Below are 17,396 nucleotides of genomic sequence, written 5' to 3'. Positions count from 1 at the left end.
ATCAGGCTTTTCGCAATGACAGGCGTTTGATGCGCGCCAGCAGTTCTGCCGGCTGGAAGGGTTTGACGATGTAGTCGTTGGCGCCCGAATCCAGCGCGCGGACGATGTCTTTTTCCTGCGTTTTGGCGGTCAGCATGATGACCGGGGTGGATTCCCATCCAGGCTGGGCCCGCAGCAGACTCACCAGGCCAAAGCCATCCATGAAAGGCAGCATCACGTCGAGCAGCACGATGGCTGGCGCGGGCTGCTGCTCAATGAACTCGCGTGCTTCGCGTCCGTCCTTGGCCACATGCACCGCAAAGCGCTCGCGCTCCAGAATGAACTTCAGCAGATGGGCAATGTGCTCGTCGTCTTCAACGACAAGGGCAGACATTGGCAGGCGGTCGGTGGCGTTCATGGCAATGCGGTGAGAGTCAACGAGGTGGGTTCCCGTGGCGATTCATGCACCGGCACCCACCGGGTAGGTCAGCGCCGCATTGAGTGCAATTGAAATAAGGTGACGAGCCTCGACCCCGGCACTGGCTCCACAGTTAGGGCTGCTTGGTTCCCCACCTGACCCGGTTGGCCGCTTCACCATGCGGGAAGGCCCGTCACCAACCATTGTACGGGTCTTCCCGCATGGTTTCGCTTCGCTGCTGGCTCATTTCATGCTGGAATTCACACACTCAAGTTGCAACAGCGCCAGTGCCCCGCAATTTAGAATGCCCTGATGTCCTATCTTGTCCTCGCCCGCAAATACCGCCCCCGGAATTTCTCTGAAATGGTGGGCCAGGCGCATGTGGTGCAGGCGCTGGGCAACGCGCTGGCCACCGGACGCCTGCACCACGCCTATCTGTTCACCGGTACCCGCGGTGTGGGCAAAACCACGGTGTCGCGCATTCTGGCCAAGTCACTGAACTGCACCGGTGCCAACGGGCAGGGCGGCATCACGGCCGAGCCCTGCGGCGTGTGCCAGGCCTGTACCGACATCGACAGCGGCCGCTTTGTCGACTACACCGAGCTGGACGCCGCCTCCAACCGGGGCGTGGACGAGATCGCCCAGCTGCTGGAGCAGGCGGTATACAAGCCGGTCGTCGGGCGCTTCAAGGTCTTCATGATCGACGAGGTGCACATGCTGACGAACACGGCGTTCAACGCCATGCTCAAGACGCTGGAAGAGCCTCCTGAATACCTCAAGTTCGTGCTGGCCACGACCGACCCGCAGAAAGTGCCGGCCACCGTACTGTCGCGCTGCCTGCAGTTCAACCTGCGGCCGATGGCGCCCGAGACGGTGCTGGAGCACCTCACGCAGGTTCTGGCGGCTGAGAACATTCCGGCCGAGCAGCAGGCGCTGCGCCTGCTGGCGCGGGCCGCACGCGGCTCCATGCGCGACGCGCTGTCGCTCACCGACCAGGCAATTGCCTTCGGATCGGGTCAGTTGCAGGAGGCCAGCGTGCGCACCATGCTCGGCAGTGTGGACCGCAGTTATGTCTTCAATCTGCTCGATGCACTGGCCCGGGGCGATGGCCGCGCGGTGGTCGAGACGTCGGAAGTGCTGCGCCTCAACGGGCTGAGTGCTGCCTCCACGCTGGAGGAAATGACCACCGTCCTGCAGCGCATGGCGGTACTGCAGGCCGTGCCTGACATGGCTGCTGATGGCGATGCGGCCGACCCCGACATTGCTGAAACGGCTCGCCTGGCGCGCACCCTGCCGGCTGATGAAACCCAGCTGCTGTACAGCCTGTGTTTGCACGGGCGCGGTGAGCTGGGTCTGGCGCCTGATGAATACGCCGCCCTCACCATGGTTTTGCTGCGCTTGTTGGCCTTCAAGCCTGCGAGTACCTCGGTTTCCGCAACGGTGCAGGCAGCGCCCCAGCAGAGGAGCGCCGCCGAGCCCGGAAAAAAGCCGTCGCCTGAGCCAACTGGTGCCGAGCCCCCGGCGCCGGGACGGGTGCCAGCCATGGCGGCCGCTCCCGCCGTGCGAGTGCCGGACGCGAGTATGGGTATCAACAGCGAGCGACGGCCACCGGCTGTCTCGACGTCGCCGCTCCCACCGCCTTCTCCGCAAGCGGCGCCCCCGTCGCCCCGAACCGTTGCTCCGCCGACAGAAGCCGTTGCCCCTCAGGCCGCCCCGGTCACACCTGCAGCTCCGCCGACTCCTGCGCCAGCTTCGGCAGCCACATCGCCTTCGACACTGGAGGAAACGCCGCTGGGTGACAGCTGGCGACAGTTGGTCAATCGGTTGGTGGCGGCGGAGTCGGTGGCGGCGCTCACGCGTGAGCTGGCGCTGCAGTCCGAGCTGCGCAGCCAGACGGCAGACGTCTGGGTGTTGCGTGTAGAGCGCGAATCCCTCAACCAGCCGGCCGCGCGCGACAAGCTGCAGGCGGCACTGCAACAGGCGACCGGCCACAGCAGCCTAGCCCTGACGGTGGAACTGGGACCAGTCACCGACACCCCGGCCCGCCGCAACGCAGCAGCGGCGGCCGAGCGGCAGCGCGCTGCGGAAGAACTGATCCAGAACGACCCGCTGGTGCAGGACATGGTGCGTCAATGGGGCGCCCGAATCGTGCCTGGTTCCATCAAACCACTCGCGGCCAAGCCGATATGATCAAGGTCATATTCCCCGGCATAAATTCCCGAGAGCCAATTCCCGGCGTTTGAAGCCACACTCCCAAAGGAAAAACATGTTTAACAAAGGACAACTGGCTGGCCTGATGAAACAGGCGCAGGCCATGCAGGACAACCTCAAGAAGGCCCAGGACGAACTGGCGTTTGTCGAAGTCACGGCCGAAGCCGGCTCGGGTCTGGTGAAGGTCACCATGACCTGCAAGCACGACGTCAAGCGCATCGAGATTGACCCGAGCCTGCTGATCGACGACAAGGACATGCTGGAAGACCTGGTGGCTGCCGCCTTCAATGCCGCCGTGCGCAAGGCGGAAGAAGTCAGTCAGGAAAAAATGGGCAAGCTGACCGCCGGCATGCCTGGTCTGCCCGGCGGCATGAAGCTGCCCTTTTAGTCTTGATCTTCGTGTTCACAAGCAGCGCCACTTGCAGGCGCAGAGCGCCACACGCTGTGAGCGAATGTGGAGGCTCATAGATGGCCGATTCCGGTGCGCTTGAGGGACTGACCGAGGCCTTGCGCCGCCTGCCCGGCGTGGGCGCCAAGTCGGCGGCGCGCATGGCGTTTCATCTGCTGCAGCACGACAAACCCGGCGCGGTGCAGATCGCACGGGCGCTGGAGCATGCAGTCGCCAGCGTGGGGCACTGCACGCTGTGCAACACGCTGACCGAGCAGGCGGTGTGTGCCACCTGCGCGAACGCGCAGCGCGACCGCAGCAAGCTGTGCGTGGTCGAAACGCCCGCTGATCAGGCGGCGCTGGAACGTACGCTGGCTTTCCGAGGGCTTTACTTTGTGCTGATGGGCAAGCTCAGCCCGCTGGACGGCATTGGCCCGAACGACATCGGTCTGCAAAAGCTGTTTGACCGTGTGGTGCCGCGTAATGCGCAGGGCGATCCTTTGCCCGCTGCCGAGCGCGAGGTTCAGGAGGTCATTCTGGCCACCAACTTCACGGCGGAAGGTGAGGCCACGGCGCACGTGATTGCGCAGGCCCTGAAAAGTCGGGGCGTGCAGGTGACGCGGCTGGCGCGCGGCGTGCCGGTGGGCAGCGAACTCGAATACGTGGACCTCGGCACCATTGCCCATGCGCTGGTGGATCGCCGCTAGGCGGGTACTCCGCACGCACCTTCTATTCCCCGTCTCCCCAAACAACACCCATCACACAGGACAAGGACCCTGCCATGACATTCGCACGCTTCACCATCGCCTACTGGTGTGTTCTGGTGGCCGCCTTGTTGCCCATTGTGTGCGCGGGCATCGCCAAGTACGGCATGTTCGCCAAACACCCGCGCGATGGCGGCTATGACAACAACAACCCGCGCCACTGGCTTTCGCGGCAAACCGACTGGCGGGCGCGTGCCAATGCAGCGCAGGCCAATACCTTTGAGTCGCTGCCATTCTTTTTTGCAGCAGTCATCATTGCGCACATTCTTCAGGCCGGGCAGACGCGCCTCGACATTCTGGCGCTGCTGTTTGTGTTCCTGCGCATCGCCTACATCATGATGTATGTGGCGGACTTGGCCAAGGCGCGTTCCGCCGTCTGGGTTTCTGCTTTCATTGTCAACATCTTCATTCTTTTTGCAGGTTATCGCTAACGCGCTGCTCGGCACGACGCTCTTCCGTAAAAACCCGCACGGGATGACCCCGATGCGGGTTTTTCTTTGCCCCGATACGCTGTAGCAAACTGCAAAAAGCCCGAGGACAAACCCATGAACACCACCCGCATCACCGCCCCCACCCTGACTCGCCGGCGCTTTGCCGGTGGCATCACCCTGGCTGCAGCCACACTGGCAGTACCGGCCTTGCGTGCACAGGCCAAACCGGAAAAGACCAAGGTGGCCCTGGCGGTGGGCGGCAAGGCCGGGTTTTATTACCTGCCGTTGACGATTGCCGAGCAACTCGGCTACTTCAAGGCTGAAGGGCTGGACGTCGAGATCAGCGATTTCGCCGGTGGCTCGCGTGCGCTGCAAGCGGTGGTGGGTGGCTCGGCCGATGTCTGCTCTGGTGCGTACGAACACACCATCAACCTGCAGTCCAAGAACCAGATGTTCCAGGCCTTTGTGCTGCAGGGGCGGGCGCCGCAAATTGCCTTTGGCGTGTCGACCAAGAGCATGCCCAACTACAAGACCCTGGCCGATCTCAAGGGCAAGAAAATCGGTGTGTCCGCGCCCGGCTCATCGACCAACATGATGGCCAATCTGGTGCTTTCGCGGGCTGGCCTGAAGGCCGCTGATGTGAGTTTCATCGGCGTGGGCACCTCGGCAGGCGCCTTGACGGCGATGCGTTCCGGTCAGATTGACGCGATGAGCAACATTGACCCGGTGATGACCATGCTGGAGCAAAAAGGCGAGGTGAAGATCATCAGCGACACCCGTACGCTCAAGGGCACCGTCGAGGTGTTTGGCGGGCTGATGCCTGCCGGCTGCCTGTATGCACCGATGGACTTCGTGCAGAAGAACCCCAACACCTGCCAGGCCATGGCCAATGCGATGGTGCATGCACTCAAGTGGTTGCAGACCGCTGGCCCCGGCGACATCATCAAGACCGTGCCAGAGAGCTACCTGCTCGGTGACCGCGCGCTGTACCTTGCATCATTCAACAAGGTGCGCGAGTCGATTTCGCTGGACGGCATCATCCCTGATGAAGGCGCCCGCACTGCACTGAAGGCGCTGTCGAGTTTTGACCCGAGCATCAAGGCCGACAAGATCGATCTGGCCAAAACCTACACCAACGAGTTCTCGCGTCGCGCCAAGGAGCGCTTCAAGGCCTGAGCGTCCGCGCCACCCGCGCTTTTCGCCTTTTTCGCGTTCTTCGCCTCTTTCATGGCAACCATCGACAGCAATGGTCCGGGGCCGCATGCCCTGGAGTTCCTCGACATCACCTGCACCTTCCGTTCGCCCGACGGTGGGCAACGCTACACGGCCGTCAGCAACACCACGCTTCGCATTCAGGCAGGCGAATTTGTGTCCGTCGTGGGTCCGACGGGCTGCGGCAAATCCACCCTGCTCAACATCGGCGCCGGCTTGCTGGAGGCGTCTTCCGGTGAGGTCAAGGTGTTCGGTCAGCCTTTGCAGGGCATCAACAGCCGTGCGGGCTACATGTTCCAGACCGAAGCATTGATGCCCTGGCGCAGCGCGCTCGAAAACGTCATGGTCGGCCTTCAGTACCGCGGCATTGCCGACGATGAGGCCAGGGCCACAGCGCTTGGCTGGCTTGACCGGGTGGGGCTGACCGGTTTTGGTGACCGCTACCCGCACCAGCTGTCTGGTGGCATGCGCAAGCGGACCGCACTCGCGCAGGTGCTGGCGCTGGACCCCGACATCATCCTGATGGACGAGCCCTTCAGCGCGCTCGATATCCAGACCCGCCAGCTGATGGAAAACGAGGTACTGGAGTTGTGGGCGGCCAAGAAAAAAGCCGTGTTGTTCATCACCCATGACCTCGATGAAGCGATTGCCATGAGCGACCGGGTGGTGGTGCTGTCGGCGGGCCCGGGCACCCGGCCGATGGGCGAGTTCCACATCGATCTGCCCAGGCCGCGCGACGTGGCAGAAGTGAGGCACCAGCCGCGCTTTGTGGAGCTGCACACGCAGATCTGGAATGTGTTGCGCGATGAGGTGCTCAAGGGCTACACGCAGCAACTCCGGAAAACCGCTTAGGCACGTACCGTGACATCTCCAGCAAACCACCTTCGGAAAAATCTTCGCCTGTGGCAGATCGGGCTGCTGATCCTTCTGCTGGCCGGCTGGCACCTGGCTTCGCGCGACCAGCAGATTGCGTTTTTTCTGGGCGAGCCCATCAAGGTGATGGGGCGCATCTGGAGCTGGTTCATGCCCTTCGGGTTTGGAGAGAGCGTGCTCTTTCCGGACGGTCTGCGCGGCAATGCCGACATCTACATCCACCTCGGCACCACCCTGCTTGAAACCGTGCTGGCGTTCGGCCTTGGCACCTTGCTGGGACTGGTGTGCGGCCTGTGGCTGGCCCTGGCACCACTGGCCAGCGCGATCCTCGACCCCTACATCAAGGCCGCGAACTCCATGCCCCGCGTGATTCTGGCGCCCATCTTCGGCCTGTGGTTCGGGCTGGGCATTTGGAGCAAGGTGGCGCTCGCGGTCACGCTGGTGTTTTTCATCGTGTTCTTCAATGTCTATCAGGGCGTGAAGGAGGTCAGCCCGGTGGTGCTGGCCAACGCCCGCATGCTGGGTGCCAACCAGCGTCAGCTGCTGCGTACGGTGTATCTGCCCAGCGCTACCAGCTGGGTGTTCTCCAGCCTGCACACCTCGGTGGGGCTGGCCTTTGTCGGTGCGGTGGTGGGTGAGTACCTCGGGTCAGCACGCGGCGTTGGCTATCTCATCCTGCAGGCAGAGGGCACGTTCGACGTGAACACCGTGTTCGCGGGGATTGTGGTACTCACCACCTTTGCCCTGATGCTGGACGCCCTGGTCGGGAGAGTTGAAAAGCGCCTGATGAAATGGCAGCCACGCTCGGGTGAGACTGAAAAGCTCTGACGCGGTAAGCAGCCGGAAATCGCCGGCAGGTGGTGAACGAGCTGCCAACTGCGCTGCAGTTTTCCTGTCGTCCTACAGGCTTGGGTGTGATGCCTCGCTACAGTGGCTCATCATCGACATCGCACCCAAGGACATCCCATGAATCTCGCCGTCAGCATTGGCCCCGTTGTTTCCCTGATTGCAGGCATCCTCATCCTGCTCATCCCGCGCCTGCTCAACTACATCGTCGCGATCTACCTGATCGTGATCGGTTTGATTGGCCTCTTCGGCAGCGGTTCGTTCAAGCTCTAAGGGGGATGTCGCACGCGCTGACTCTCATCAGCGCCTGGCAATCCAGTTGTAGTGAAGAGCAGGAGCCGGGCCGCTTGCTGGGTTCTGCTCGTCGAGCGTCCATCTCCCCCAACCACAGGTTGAGGGTTTGCTGCAGCCGGCCATGGCCGACTGTTACTGCTTAGAAAACGCTCAAGGCTCGAGCGCAATGCCGACGACGCGCTCGCCGCCACCCACGGTACCCAGCGACTTGGCAGCACCGGTTTTCAGATCAATCGTGACCCAGCGGCTGGCATTGGAGCCGTCGCTGTTCAATGCTGCAAACGCCACATCGCTCAGTGCCTGAATATCGAAGGACGCCGTGTTGAAGGGCATGCCGATGCTACCCACCGTGAACAACTGGCCGGTGTTGGGCGACACGGCGGGCGTCACGCCTTCACGCGAGCCCTGCGTCACCAATGCACCCGTCGCGGCATCCAGCGCAAAGTTGGTGGTGATCTTGGTGTCGGCCTTGTTGTAGCTGTAAGCCGCGCCAACCGTGAATGGCGTCTTGCCAACGTTGGCGTCGCCGGCAGCATAGGTCAATTTGCCGTCGGTCTGCACGCCGTCGGTGGTGGCGTTGCTGTCGACCACAGCGCCGGTGTCGGGATGCAGGCGCAGGTTCTGCCCGGTGTTGCTGACCACACGAATGCGGTCAACCGTCGGGTTGAAGTCAAAACCAAACTGCGTGCCTTCCAGCTTGACGGAAAACGGCATGCCCACGACGCTGGCCACGCCGGTGTCTTCATTGATGGTGTAGAGGCGGCCGCTGCTGCCGAGAGCATAGAGCTGATCTTTGGACACGCGGTAATCAATGCCCAGCAGGGTTTCGCCGGCTTGAAGGCCCGCGATGTTGAGCGTGGCTTGAATGCGGCCAGGTTGGCCGGCGTTGAACTTGATCAGCTTGTTGGATGCGGTGACCGCGACCGCTTTTTCAGCGCGGGCCATTCCTTCCGAGCCGGGTGCCATGGTGGAGCAGGCGGTCAGGCTGGCAAGAATGAGCGTGGCAAGAGCGGTGATTTTGAAGGAAGGTGTGTTCATTTGGCGCCTTTCGGTGAATTATTGGAACGATGCGAGGGTGATACGCACCGCATTGCCGATCGGTTTCAAAATTTTGGATTGAGCGGATCTGGCCGTCTCAAGCTGACCATTCCGGGGTGGTAGTTCCCCTGATCGCAGTTCAGTCTCTGAAAGCCAAATAACCCAAAAAGGCCAACACACAGCCAGTCGGCAACGAAACCCCCCGGCTGACCTTGCTGCCAAGCGCGCGGTGTCAGCGCCTTCTGGATTTGACGACGGCTTTTGCCGCTGGGCGCCGGGTGGCCTTGCTGATGCCTTTTCCTGCCGTTGAGGCACGGGCGGCCTTCACGGGGAGGAACAGAACCACCGGCTGGCCCATCTTGAATGCGGCCGATGCGCTGATGTTGTTCCAGTCGGCCACACTGCTGGCGCTGAGGCCATAACGCCTGGCAATCGACGCCACCGATTCACCCTTGCGGGCCTTCACGGTGGTGCGGCGCGTGACCACCTCGGGCGCCAAGGCCACCTGCGCGGTATCGGCAATCTGCACCGGCACATCCTCGTCGACCTTGGCGGTTCTGGGGACGAGCAAGGTGGAGCCGGCCTTGATCAGCATGCGCGGCGGGATGTTGTTCACGCCGCGCAAATCTGCTTCGCTCATGCCGGTGCGGCGCGCGGCTTCGGCGGTGCCCATGGTGGTGGGGGCTGTCCATGCCGTCCAGCTGGCGTACTGGCCCTTGTCGTAGGCCTCAAAGTTGCGCTGGAACACTTTGGCGTTGTCCCAAGGCAGCAGGATGTGCGGCGTGCCCGAGGCAATGATGATGGGCCGGTGCGCCGAGGGGTTCAGCGCTTTGAAGTCCTCGATGCGCACGTCGGCGAGCCGCGCGGCGAGTGCCACGTCGATGTCGCGCGTGATGCGCACCTGCTGGAAGTAGGGGTGGTTTTCAATCAGCGGCAATTCGGTGTTGAAGGCCTGCGGATTGGCGACGATGTTTTCCACCGCCTGCAGCTTGGGCACGTAAAGGCGCGTCTCGGCCGGCATGTTGAGGTCGGTGTAGCTGGTGCCCAGGCCCAGCTTCTGGTTGCGGGCGATTGCGCGTCCCACGCTGCCTTCGCCCCAGTTGTAGGCGGCCAGTGCCAGGTGCCAGTCACCAAACATGCCATAGAGCTTTTGCAGGTAGTCGAGCGCGGCACGGGTGGAGGCCAGCACATCGCGGCGGTCGTCGCGGAACGCGTTTTGCTTCAGGTCAAAGTATTTACCCGTGGCCGGCATGAACTGCCACATGCCCGCCGCCTTGGCACTGGAGACTGCCTGCGGGTTGAAGGCGCTTTCGATGAAGGGCAGCAGCGCCAGTTCGGTTGGCATCTGGCGGCGTTCCAGCTCTTCAACAATGTGGAACAGGTATTTGCTTGAGCGCTCGGTCATGCGCTGGATGTAGTCCGGCCGGCTGGCGTACCACTGCTCCCGGTCGGTGACCAGATCGCTGCGCAGGTCGGGCATGGCAAAGCCACGGCGAATACGGTCCCACAGCTCTTTGGGTGGCTCGGCGGCGACGATTTGTTGCGCTGACACGCGGCCCGGCGTGATGGCCTGCAGCGGCCCCGTGGGGATGATGGGCTGGGTGGTCGGTGTACCCGTCTGCAACACGGGGTCGTCAGGCAGTCCGACCTTGGAGGCGCACCCTGACAGCAAGGCGGCAGCGATCACCAGAACGCCGGTGACGGTGCGAAGCGGGGAGCGGGGAGTGTGGTGAAGAAAGGAATGGCCCAAGGGGTGGTCGGGCAGCGCGAGGGTGTCGGTTCGGGTGTGAGGCGTCATTTGAATTCGTTTTTCCATTGCCTGATGGCGGCAAAGACCGTCTCGTCATTCCGGGCCGACGCGTCGAAGCGCCGGGCAGCTGCCATGATAGTGGTTTGCCGGGTTCGCAGAAAGGGATTGATCTGCAGTTCCTGCGCCATGTGGGTGGGCAGTGTGGGTTGTTGTTGCTCTCGCAGCGCGATGCAGTGCGCTTGGTAGGCGGCAAGCGCTGCATTGTCCGGCTCCACTGCCCGGGCGAAGCGCAGATTGCTCAGCGTGTACTCGTGGGTGCAGCACACCACGGTATCGCCGGGCAGGACGGCGAGGCGGTCCAGCGAGGCCAGCATCTGCGCCGGCGTGCCTTCAAAGAGCCGCCCGCAACCGCCGGAAAACAGGGTGTCACCGCAATACAGCAGCGGCCTGCCATTCACGTCGGGTGTGTAAAACGCGATGTGGCCTGCCGTGTGGCCCGGCACATCAATCACTTCAAAGCGCGTGCCCACAGCGGTGATGCTGTCCCCGCCCTGGAGCGGTGAGTACGGGCGTGGAATGTTTTCCGTGGCCGGTCCGTAGACCACCGCGCCGGTGCTTTCACGCAATTCATCCACGCCGCCGGTGTGGTCGGCGTGATGGTGGGTGACTAGAATCGATTCCAGTGTCAACCCGTGCTGCTCCAGCACGCGCCGGACCGGTCCTGCATCTCCCGGGTCGACAACCAGCGCCTTCTGACCATCGTGCAACAGCCAGAGGTAGTTGTCGGTGAACGCAGGGATGGGAATCAAATACATGCAGTGGTCTCAATGAGCTCCGGAATTATAGGTTTGACAGACTGGTTGAACACCCCGCCGGGCACCTATCTGCTCGACTGGGAACGCACGCATTTCGACCATGCCGTGGGCAATGTGTTTGGCTATCACGCACTGCAGATCGGCCTGCCTGCGCTCGACACCTTGCATGCCAACCGCATGCCGCACCGCTGGCTGGCGGTGGAGCCCGGCGACTTCACAGAGCCTGACGATTTGGCAACGGCCAAGGATGCGACTGCCACCCGAAGAGGAAGTTCCCGCCGCGCCGCGCTGATGACCCATTCGATGGCGCTTCCGTTTCCTGAGAACAGCCTCGATCTGGTGGTGCTGCCCCACACGCTGGAGCTGAGCCTGGACCCGCACGCCACCCTGCGTGAAGTGGCCCGGGTGCTGGTGCCTGAGGGGCGGGTGGTGATCAGCGGTTTCAACCCGGCCAGCCTGTGGGGCCTGCGTCAGCGGCGCGGCCATCTTTACAAGCGCTGGGGCTACGACAGCCTTTTTTTGCCACCGACTGGCGAGTTCATTGGTTACTGGCGTTTGCGCGACTGGCTGCGGCTGCTCGACTTCGAGGTCGAGTCGGGGCAGTTCGGCTGCTACCGGCCCGCACTGACCAGCCAGCCCTGGTTGAACCGTTTCGCGTGGATGGACCGCATGGGGCCGCGCTGGTGGACCATCTTTGGTGCGGTGTATTTTGTCGCGGCGGTCAAGCGTGTGCGTGGCCTGCGCCTGCTGGAGCCGAGTTGGCGTGCCCGCCGGCCGTCGGGTGCACCGGCCACGGCGGTGATCAACCGGGAGCCTGCTTCCCGGGCCGGGCCGCGCACGGGCCGGTAACCGCAGGAGCCCCCCGGGCTGAATTTCATCCACGCAGGGCGCGCTGGGCTGATTGCAGACTTCTGCGCTGTGATAATCGCCACAGTTTTTCTGACCCGGCCCCACGACCTGCTCAAGCTTCATGACCCACACGCCTTCCGCAACCCCTTCCAGCACCTCGCCATCGACCACCGCGCAGCATGTCGTCATCTACACCGACGGCGCCTGCAAGGGCAACCCCGGCCCGGGCGGCTGGGGCGCCTTGCTGGCCATGGGCGGCACCGAGAAAGAGCTTTTTGGCGGCGAGCTGGGCACCACCAACAACCGCATGGAAATGACCGCTGTCATCGAAGCGCTGGCAGCTTTGAAGCGGCCTTGCCAGGTGACGCTGTACCTCGACAGCGAATACGTCCGCAAGGGCATCACCGAGTGGATTCAGGGCTGGAAGGCGCGCGGCTGGCGCACGGCGGCCAAGGCCCCGGTGAAGAATGTGGACCTCTGGCAGCGGCTGGACGCGCTGGTCAGCACCAGCGGCCACCGTATCGACTGGCGCTGGGTCAAGGGCCATGCGGGCGACCCGGGCAACGAACGAGCTGACGCGCTGGCCAACAAGGGCGTGGAGCGCGCACTGGGCCGAATTTGAATGGCAGCCGCATCGCACCCGGGCCATGCACCATAAGCATGCATAGCATCGAGCGCCCCAGCGTGGCCAGCCTTTCGTAAACCTGTTGTAAAGCTGCCCGGGCCGGGCTCGGGATTACCGAATGAGCACAGCACGCGCGGTGGCGTCCTGCTACATTGGCGAATTGCTTCCAGTTGCAACACGCAACGCGACTTCCCTTATTCGGATGCCATGGCCTCAAAAGCGATTTACACAGTAGTAGCCGTCGTCGGAATTGCGGCTGCATCGGGCGCAGCCTGGTGGTACCAGCGGCCGGCTCCGGCTGGTTCTGCGTCCGCATCTTCGCCCGCGTCTTCCGGTGGCGGCGCCGCACCTTCGGGCGGTGCGCCGGCTGCCGGCAGGGCGCCATCGGTCGAGGTGGCGCGCGTGGAGGTCACCCGGCTCACCGATGAAACACAGGCAGTGGGCAGCCTGCGATCGCGGCGCGGAGTGATCCTGCGCCCTGAAGTCGGCGGCCGCATCACCCAGCTCAACTTCACCGATGGGCAGCGCGTGCGCAAGGGGCAGGTGCTGGTGCAGTTCGACGACCAGTTGCCGCTGGCCCAGGTGCAGCAGGCCATGGCCGAGCTGTCGATTGCCCAGGCCAACCAGAAGCGCAACCAGGAACTGGTGGCGCAGAACTTCGTCAGCCAGCGTTCGCTCGATGAAAGCTCGGCCAACCTGCAGGTGGCACAGGCGCGGCTGGCACTGGCCCGCGCCACCGCTGCGCGCCTGAAGATCGTGGCGCCGTTCGACGGCATCGTTGGCATCCGCCAGGTCAATGTGGGCGACTACCTGAAAGACGGCGCAGATATCGTCAACATCGAAGACATCGAAGCCATTTTTGTGGACTTCCGCCTGCCCGAGCGCCTGCAGAGCAAGGTCCAGCGTGGCCAGACCGCCACGCTGGACATCGACGCACTGCCGGGCCGCAAGTATTCCGCACAGATTCAGGCGATTGATCCGCTGATCGACGCCAACGGGCGCTCGGTGGGCATTCGCGGCTGCATTGACAACCGCCAGTTGCAGTTGCGCCCCGGCATGTTTGCCCGGGTCAACGCGGTGTTTGGCGTGCGCGACAACGCCCGCGTCATTCCCGAAGAAGCCATCGTGCCGCAAGGTGGCCGCCAGTTTGTGATCAAGCTGGTGGAAGGCCCGAACGACACCCGCATCAGCAAGCGGGTTGAAGTGAAGGTGGGTCTGCGCAGCCCGGGCAAGGTTGAAATCCTTGAAGGTCTGGAGCCCGGCGACACGGTGGTCACCGCCGGACAGCAGCGGGTGCCCAGAGACGGCATCGCGGTGACGGTGGTGGACTTGTCGGCACCGCGCGGTGCACGGCCCGCTACAGCCGCAGCTTCTGCGCCCGGCGCTACCTCTGCGCCTCCGGCTGGCGCCGCTGCGCCCACCGCCCCTGCCGCAACTGCATCGACAAGCCCGGCCCCCACATCAGCTGCTACGGCAGTGCCAGCGCCAGCCGCGCCCGCTACGCTTTCAGGCCCCAACCCGTGTGGTGTCATGACGGCCGAGGCACCGGCATCGTCCAATTCCTCGCGTAGCAGCACGCCAGACACCCGCCCTGCAGCAGCTACCCGCAACCCGGCCTGATCGCCCCGCACCGGTCGTTTCCAACCCCGCCGATCTGACCAACCGCCATGCAACTCGCTGAAATTTCCATTCGCCGACCGGTTTTCGCCACGGTGTTGTCGCTGCTGATCCTGCTGATCGGTGCGGTGAGTTTTGACCGCCTGACGGTGCGTGAGTATCCGAAGATCGATGAGCCGGTGGTCACCGTCAGCGTTCGCTATGCCGGCGCCTCGGCCGAGGTGATCGAGTCGCAGGTCACCAAGCCACTGGAAGATTCGATTGCCGGCATTGACGGGGTGGACGTCATTACCTCCATCAGCCGCGCCGACCAGGGCCAGATCACGGTGAAGTTCCGTTTGGAGAAAGACGCCGACTCCGCCGCGGCCGAGGTGCGCGACCGCACCTCGCGCGTGCGCAATCGCCTGCCCCAGGCGATTGACGAGCCGGTGATCTCCAAGGTCGAGGCCGATGCCTTCCCGGTGGTGCAGATCGGCTTTTCCAGCGAGTCGCTGACGCCGCTGCAGATCAACGACCTGATCAACCGCGTCGTCAAACCCCGTCTGCAGACAGTGACCGGCGTGGCCGACGTGCGCATCTTTGGCGAACGCAAGTACGCGATGCGCGTGTGGCTCGACACTGACCGCATGGCCGCTTACCGGCTGACCACGCAGGATGTGGAAGACGCCATCCGCCGCAGTAATCTGGAACTGCCCGCTGGGCGCATTGAGTCGCAGCAGCGCGAGTTCAGTGTCACTTCGCAAACTGATCTGGTGCGGCCAGGGCAGTTTGGGGACATCGTCATCAAGACGGTCAATGGCTTCTCGGTACGGGTGCGCGACGTGGCCCGCGTGCAGGAAGGCGCCGCCGATGAGCGCACCGCTGTGCGTCTGAACGGCCGCCCCGCTGTGGCCGTGGGCGTGGTGCGGCAGGCCACGGCCAACCCGCTGGATTTGTCCCAAGGCGTGCGCGAAATCCTGCCCCGGCTGCGTGCCGATTTGCCAGCTGACCTGCGCATCGAGATTGCCAATGACAACTCGGTGTTCATCGACCGCTCGGTCAAGAACGTGTACGCCACCATCATCGAAGCGGTGGTGCTGGTGGCGCTGGTGATTTTTGTGTTCCTGCGCACCGTCCGGGCTTCCATCATTCCCATCATCACGATTCCGGTCAGTCTGGTGGGCACCTTCGCGCTGATGGCGCTGGCCGGCTTCAGCATCAACACGCTCACGCTGCTGGCGCTGGTGCTGGCGATTGGCCTGGTGGTGGACGATGCCATCGTGATGCTGGAGAACATCTACCGACACATTGAAGAGGGCATGGACCCGTTTTCGGCCGGCATCAAAGGCGCACGCGAAATCGGTTTTGCTGTGATCACCATGACGGCCACGCTGGTCGCGGTGTATGCGCCACTGGCCTTCACCCCCGGGCGCACCGGTCGGCTGTTTGTCGAGTTCGCTTTGGCGCTGGCTGGCGCGGTGGTGGTGTCGGGCTTTGTCGCGCTGACGCTTACCCCGATGATGTGCACCAAGCTGCTCAAGCACAACCCCAAGCCCAACCGCTTCGACCGCACCATGGAGCGGCTGCTGACGCGCATGTCTGACCGCTACGGCGAGCTGCTGCGCTGGGTTGTGACCTTCCGCCGCCCGGCCGCACCTGCCGGCAGTGGTTTGGTCGAGAAGCTCAAAGCTGGGGTGTTGCAGGCGCGCTGGATTGTGGTGGGCGTGATGCTGCTCAGCGCGGTAGCCATCGCGGTGGTGTTCCCGACCATGAAGCAGGAGCTGTCGCCGCTGGAAGACCGTGGCGTGATTCTGGCCAACGTCAACGCGCCTGATGGTGCCACGCTGGATTACACCAACCGATACGCACGCGAACTGGAAAAGCTGGGCGAGCCCTACAAGGAATTTGACCGCATTTACGCCAACGTCGGCAACCCCACGGTGGCGCAGGCCAGCGTGATTTACCGCACCGTGGACTGGGACGACCGCAAGCGCACCACGCTGGAAATAGCCCGTGAGCTGCAGCCCAAGTTCAATGCGCTGCCCGGCGTCACCGCCTTTCCCATCACACCGCCTTCGCTCGGCCAAGGCTTCCGCGAGCGGCCGGTCAATTTTGTGATCCAGACCTCTGACAGCTATCAGAACCTGAACACCGTCGTGCGCCAGATGCTCGATGAGATTGCCAAGAACCCGGGTATCGTTTCGCCTGATGTGGACTTGCGCCTCAACAAGCCCGAGCTGCGCATTGAGGTCGAGCGCGACAAGGCCGCCGACCTGGGCGTGAGCGTGGAAGTGGTGGCCAAGGCCATCGAAACGCTGCTGGGTGGCCGCAACGTCACGCGCTACAAGCGCGATGCCGAACAGTACGACGTGATCGTGCAGACGCAGACCAGCGGCCGCACCACGCCGGAAGACATCGACCAGATTTATGTGCGCGGCCGCAACGACACCATGATTCCGCTGTCGGCGCTGGTCAAGGTGCGCGAGAGTGTCTCACCCCGCGAGCTGAACCACTTCGGGCAACGCCGCTCGGTCTCCATTACCGCCACGCTGGCCGAGAACTATTCTCTCGGCGAGGCGCTGCGCTTCATGGACCAGACGGCAGCCAAGGTGCTGAAGTCGGGCTACACCACCGAGCTGAACGGTACCTCGCGCGAGTTCCGCAATTCGCAGGGTGCACTGGCCATTGTGTTTGCGCTGGCGCTGCTGTTCATCTTCTTGGTGCTGGCGGCGCAGTTCGAGAGCTTTGTCGATCCGCTGGTGATCATGTTGTCGGTGCCGCTGTCGATGATTGGCGCGCTGCTGGCGCTCAAGTGGTCAGGCGGCTCGCTCAATGTGTACTCACAGATCGGGCTTATCACACTGGTCGGCCTTATCACCAAGCACGGCATTCTGATTGTGGAGTTCACCAACCAGCTCCGCGCCGACGGCATGGAGATGGTTGATGCGCTGGTCAAGGCCTCGTCGCAGCGCCTGCGCCCGATTCTCATGACCACAGGAGCCATGGTGCTGGGCGCAGTGCCACTGGCCATTGCCACCGGCGCTGGCGCCGAAAGCCGCCAGCAGATCGGCTGGGTGATTGTGGGCGGCATGTCGCTGGGCACTTTGCTCACCATCTTTGTGGTGCCCACCATGTACACGCTGTTTGCCCGCAAGGCTGTTCCCGGCGCCAACACCGCTGTGGCCAAGGAAGAGCCGGAGTTCCATGGCGACAACGTGGTGGAGCCGGAGTACGTGGCAAAGTGAATTGAGCTGCGTGTGCGCGGCGAAGCGCTAACCTGTGTAGTCAGCGTTCATGTGTAGGACCG

At 63.3% G+C, this 17,396-nt stretch carries 16 protein-coding genes and 1 other RNA gene; 12 read left to right on the top strand and 5 right to left on the bottom strand.

Annotated features, from left to right (window positions below; translation table 11 throughout):
- Position 1: 1 nt before the first annotated feature.
- A complete protein-coding gene (locus AAG793_RS04860) occupies positions 2–397 on the bottom strand; it encodes a response regulator (RefSeq protein ID WP_341904786.1) in 396 nt (131 codons plus the stop codon).
- Positions 398–495: 98 nt separating this feature from the next.
- Positions 496–592, bottom strand: an RNA gene (ffs, locus tag AAG793_RS04855) — signal recognition particle sRNA small type.
- Positions 593–709: 117 nt separating this feature from the next.
- Between ffs and dnaX the strand changes: the two genes are divergently transcribed.
- From dnaX to AAG793_RS04815, 8 genes are all read left to right on the top strand, one after another.
- Entirely contained in the window at positions 710–2,587 is a 1,878-nt protein-coding gene (gene dnaX, locus AAG793_RS04850; protein WP_341904782.1) for a DNA polymerase III subunit gamma/tau, read from the top strand.
- A 76-nt stretch (positions 2,588–2,663) separates the two neighbouring features.
- Complete coding sequence (locus AAG793_RS04845) at positions 2,664–2,996, top strand: YbaB/EbfC family nucleoid-associated protein (protein WP_341904780.1); 333 nt, start codon at positions 2,664–2,666, stop codon at positions 2,994–2,996.
- Between the two features lie 80 nt (positions 2,997–3,076).
- Entirely contained in the window at positions 3,077–3,703 is a 627-nt protein-coding gene (gene recR / locus AAG793_RS04840; RefSeq protein ID WP_341904777.1) for a recombination mediator RecR, read from the top strand.
- A gap of 74 nt (positions 3,704–3,777) precedes the next feature.
- On the top strand, positions 3,778–4,191 hold the full coding sequence (locus AAG793_RS04835) for an MAPEG family protein (protein ID WP_341904774.1): 414 nt from the start codon (positions 3,778–3,780) through the stop codon (positions 4,189–4,191).
- Positions 4,192–4,305: 114 nt separating this feature from the next.
- Positions 4,306–5,367 (top strand): ABC transporter substrate-binding protein, encoded by a 1,062-nt coding sequence (locus AAG793_RS04830; RefSeq protein ID WP_341904768.1) that lies wholly within the window; start codon positions 4,306–4,308, stop codon positions 5,365–5,367.
- Between the two features lie 51 nt (positions 5,368–5,418).
- Positions 5,419–6,255 (top strand): ABC transporter ATP-binding protein, encoded by an 837-nt coding sequence (locus AAG793_RS04825; RefSeq protein WP_341904765.1) that lies wholly within the window; start codon positions 5,419–5,421, stop codon positions 6,253–6,255.
- 9 nt (positions 6,256–6,264) lie between these two features.
- Entirely contained in the window at positions 6,265–7,104 is an 840-nt protein-coding gene (locus tag AAG793_RS04820) for an ABC transporter permease (RefSeq protein ID WP_341904762.1), read from the top strand.
- A 138-nt stretch (positions 7,105–7,242) separates the two neighbouring features.
- Positions 7,243–7,395, top strand: a complete 153-nt coding sequence (locus tag AAG793_RS04815) for a DUF3096 domain-containing protein (RefSeq protein WP_341904759.1) — start codon at positions 7,243–7,245, stop codon at positions 7,393–7,395.
- A gap of 171 nt (positions 7,396–7,566) precedes the next feature.
- Here the strand turns inward: AAG793_RS04815 and AAG793_RS04810 are convergent, their stop codons facing one another.
- The 3 genes from AAG793_RS04810 to gloB all read right to left on the bottom strand — a co-directional run bounded on the left by AAG793_RS04810 (position 7,567) and on the right by gloB (position 11,019).
- Complete coding sequence (locus AAG793_RS04810) at positions 7,567–8,454, bottom strand: DUF4394 domain-containing protein (RefSeq protein WP_341904757.1); 888 nt, start codon at positions 8,452–8,454, stop codon at positions 7,567–7,569.
- Positions 8,455–8,686: 232 nt separating this feature from the next.
- Entirely contained in the window at positions 8,687–10,252 is a 1,566-nt protein-coding gene (locus tag AAG793_RS04805) for a transglycosylase SLT domain-containing protein (RefSeq protein ID WP_341904755.1), read from the bottom strand.
- On the bottom strand, positions 10,249–11,019 hold the full coding sequence (gene gloB, locus AAG793_RS04800) for a hydroxyacylglutathione hydrolase (protein ID WP_341904752.1): 771 nt from the start codon (positions 11,017–11,019) through the stop codon (positions 10,249–10,251). Before gloB ends, AAG793_RS04805 begins: the two co-directional genes overlap by 4 nt.
- A 12-nt stretch (positions 11,020–11,031) precedes the next feature.
- Between gloB and AAG793_RS04795 the strand changes: the two genes are divergently transcribed.
- The 4 genes from AAG793_RS04795 (at position 11,032) to AAG793_RS04780 (ending at position 17,334) form a co-directional block, all read left to right on the top strand.
- Positions 11,032–11,868 carry a class I SAM-dependent methyltransferase gene (locus AAG793_RS04795; RefSeq protein WP_341904750.1) on the top strand — a complete coding sequence of 279 codons (837 nt, stop codon included), beginning with the start codon at positions 11,032–11,034 and terminating at the stop codon, positions 11,866–11,868.
- Positions 11,869–11,989: 121 nt separating this feature from the next.
- A complete protein-coding gene (rnhA, locus tag AAG793_RS04790) occupies positions 11,990–12,490 on the top strand; it encodes a ribonuclease HI (protein WP_341904749.1) in 501 nt (166 codons plus the stop codon).
- A gap of 210 nt (positions 12,491–12,700) precedes the next feature.
- The gene (locus tag AAG793_RS04785; protein WP_341904746.1) at positions 12,701–14,113 is read left to right on the top strand and encodes an efflux RND transporter periplasmic adaptor subunit; all 1,413 of its coding nucleotides are present in this window, start codon (positions 12,701–12,703) and stop codon (positions 14,111–14,113) included.
- A gap of 47 nt (positions 14,114–14,160) precedes the next feature.
- Entirely contained in the window at positions 14,161–17,334 is a 3,174-nt protein-coding gene (locus tag AAG793_RS04780; protein WP_341904743.1) for an efflux RND transporter permease subunit, read from the top strand.
- Positions 17,335–17,396: the final 62 nt, after the last annotated feature.

Source organism: Polaromonas sp. YR568 (assembly GCF_943372955.1).
Lineage (GTDB): Bacteria > Pseudomonadota > Gammaproteobacteria > Burkholderiales > Burkholderiaceae_C > Polaromonas.
Note: the sequence above shows the minus strand (reverse complement) of the source record. Positions and strands in the feature narration are given on the sequence as shown.

Excerpts from the sequence above, each read along its gene's own strand:
- AAG793_RS04860 (WP_341904786.1), bottom strand. The coding sequence starts at position 397 with ATGAACGCCACCGACCGCCTGCCAATGTCTGCCCTTGTCGTTGAAGAC.
- dnaX (WP_341904782.1), top strand. The coding sequence starts at position 710 with ATGTCCTATCTTGTCCTCGCCCGCAAATACCGCCCCCGGAATTTCTCT.
- AAG793_RS04845 (WP_341904780.1), top strand. The coding sequence starts at position 2,664 with ATGTTTAACAAAGGACAACTGGCTGGCCTGATGAAACAGGCGCAGGCC.
- recR (WP_341904777.1), top strand. The coding sequence starts at position 3,077 with ATGGCCGATTCCGGTGCGCTTGAGGGACTGACCGAGGCCTTGCGCCGC.
- AAG793_RS04835 (WP_341904774.1), top strand. The coding sequence starts at position 3,778 with ATGACATTCGCACGCTTCACCATCGCCTACTGGTGTGTTCTGGTGGCC.
- AAG793_RS04830 (WP_341904768.1), top strand. The coding sequence starts at position 4,306 with ATGAACACCACCCGCATCACCGCCCCCACCCTGACTCGCCGGCGCTTT.
- AAG793_RS04825 (WP_341904765.1), top strand. The coding sequence starts at position 5,419 with ATGGCAACCATCGACAGCAATGGTCCGGGGCCGCATGCCCTGGAGTTC.
- AAG793_RS04815 (WP_341904759.1), top strand. The coding sequence starts at position 7,243 with ATGAATCTCGCCGTCAGCATTGGCCCCGTTGTTTCCCTGATTGCAGGC.
- AAG793_RS04810 (WP_341904757.1), bottom strand. The coding sequence starts at position 8,454 with ATGAACACACCTTCCTTCAAAATCACCGCTCTTGCCACGCTCATTCTT.
- AAG793_RS04805 (WP_341904755.1), bottom strand. The coding sequence starts at position 10,252 with ATGACGCCTCACACCCGAACCGACACCCTCGCGCTGCCCGACCACCCC.
- gloB (WP_341904752.1), bottom strand. The coding sequence starts at position 11,019 with ATGTATTTGATTCCCATCCCTGCGTTCACCGACAACTACCTCTGGCTG.
- AAG793_RS04795 (WP_341904750.1), top strand. The coding sequence starts at position 11,032 with ATGAGCTCCGGAATTATAGGTTTGACAGACTGGTTGAACACCCCGCCG.
- rnhA (WP_341904749.1), top strand. The coding sequence starts at position 11,990 with ATGACCCACACGCCTTCCGCAACCCCTTCCAGCACCTCGCCATCGACC.
- AAG793_RS04785 (WP_341904746.1), top strand. The coding sequence starts at position 12,701 with ATGGCCTCAAAAGCGATTTACACAGTAGTAGCCGTCGTCGGAATTGCG.
- AAG793_RS04780 (WP_341904743.1), top strand. The coding sequence starts at position 14,161 with ATGCAACTCGCTGAAATTTCCATTCGCCGACCGGTTTTCGCCACGGTG.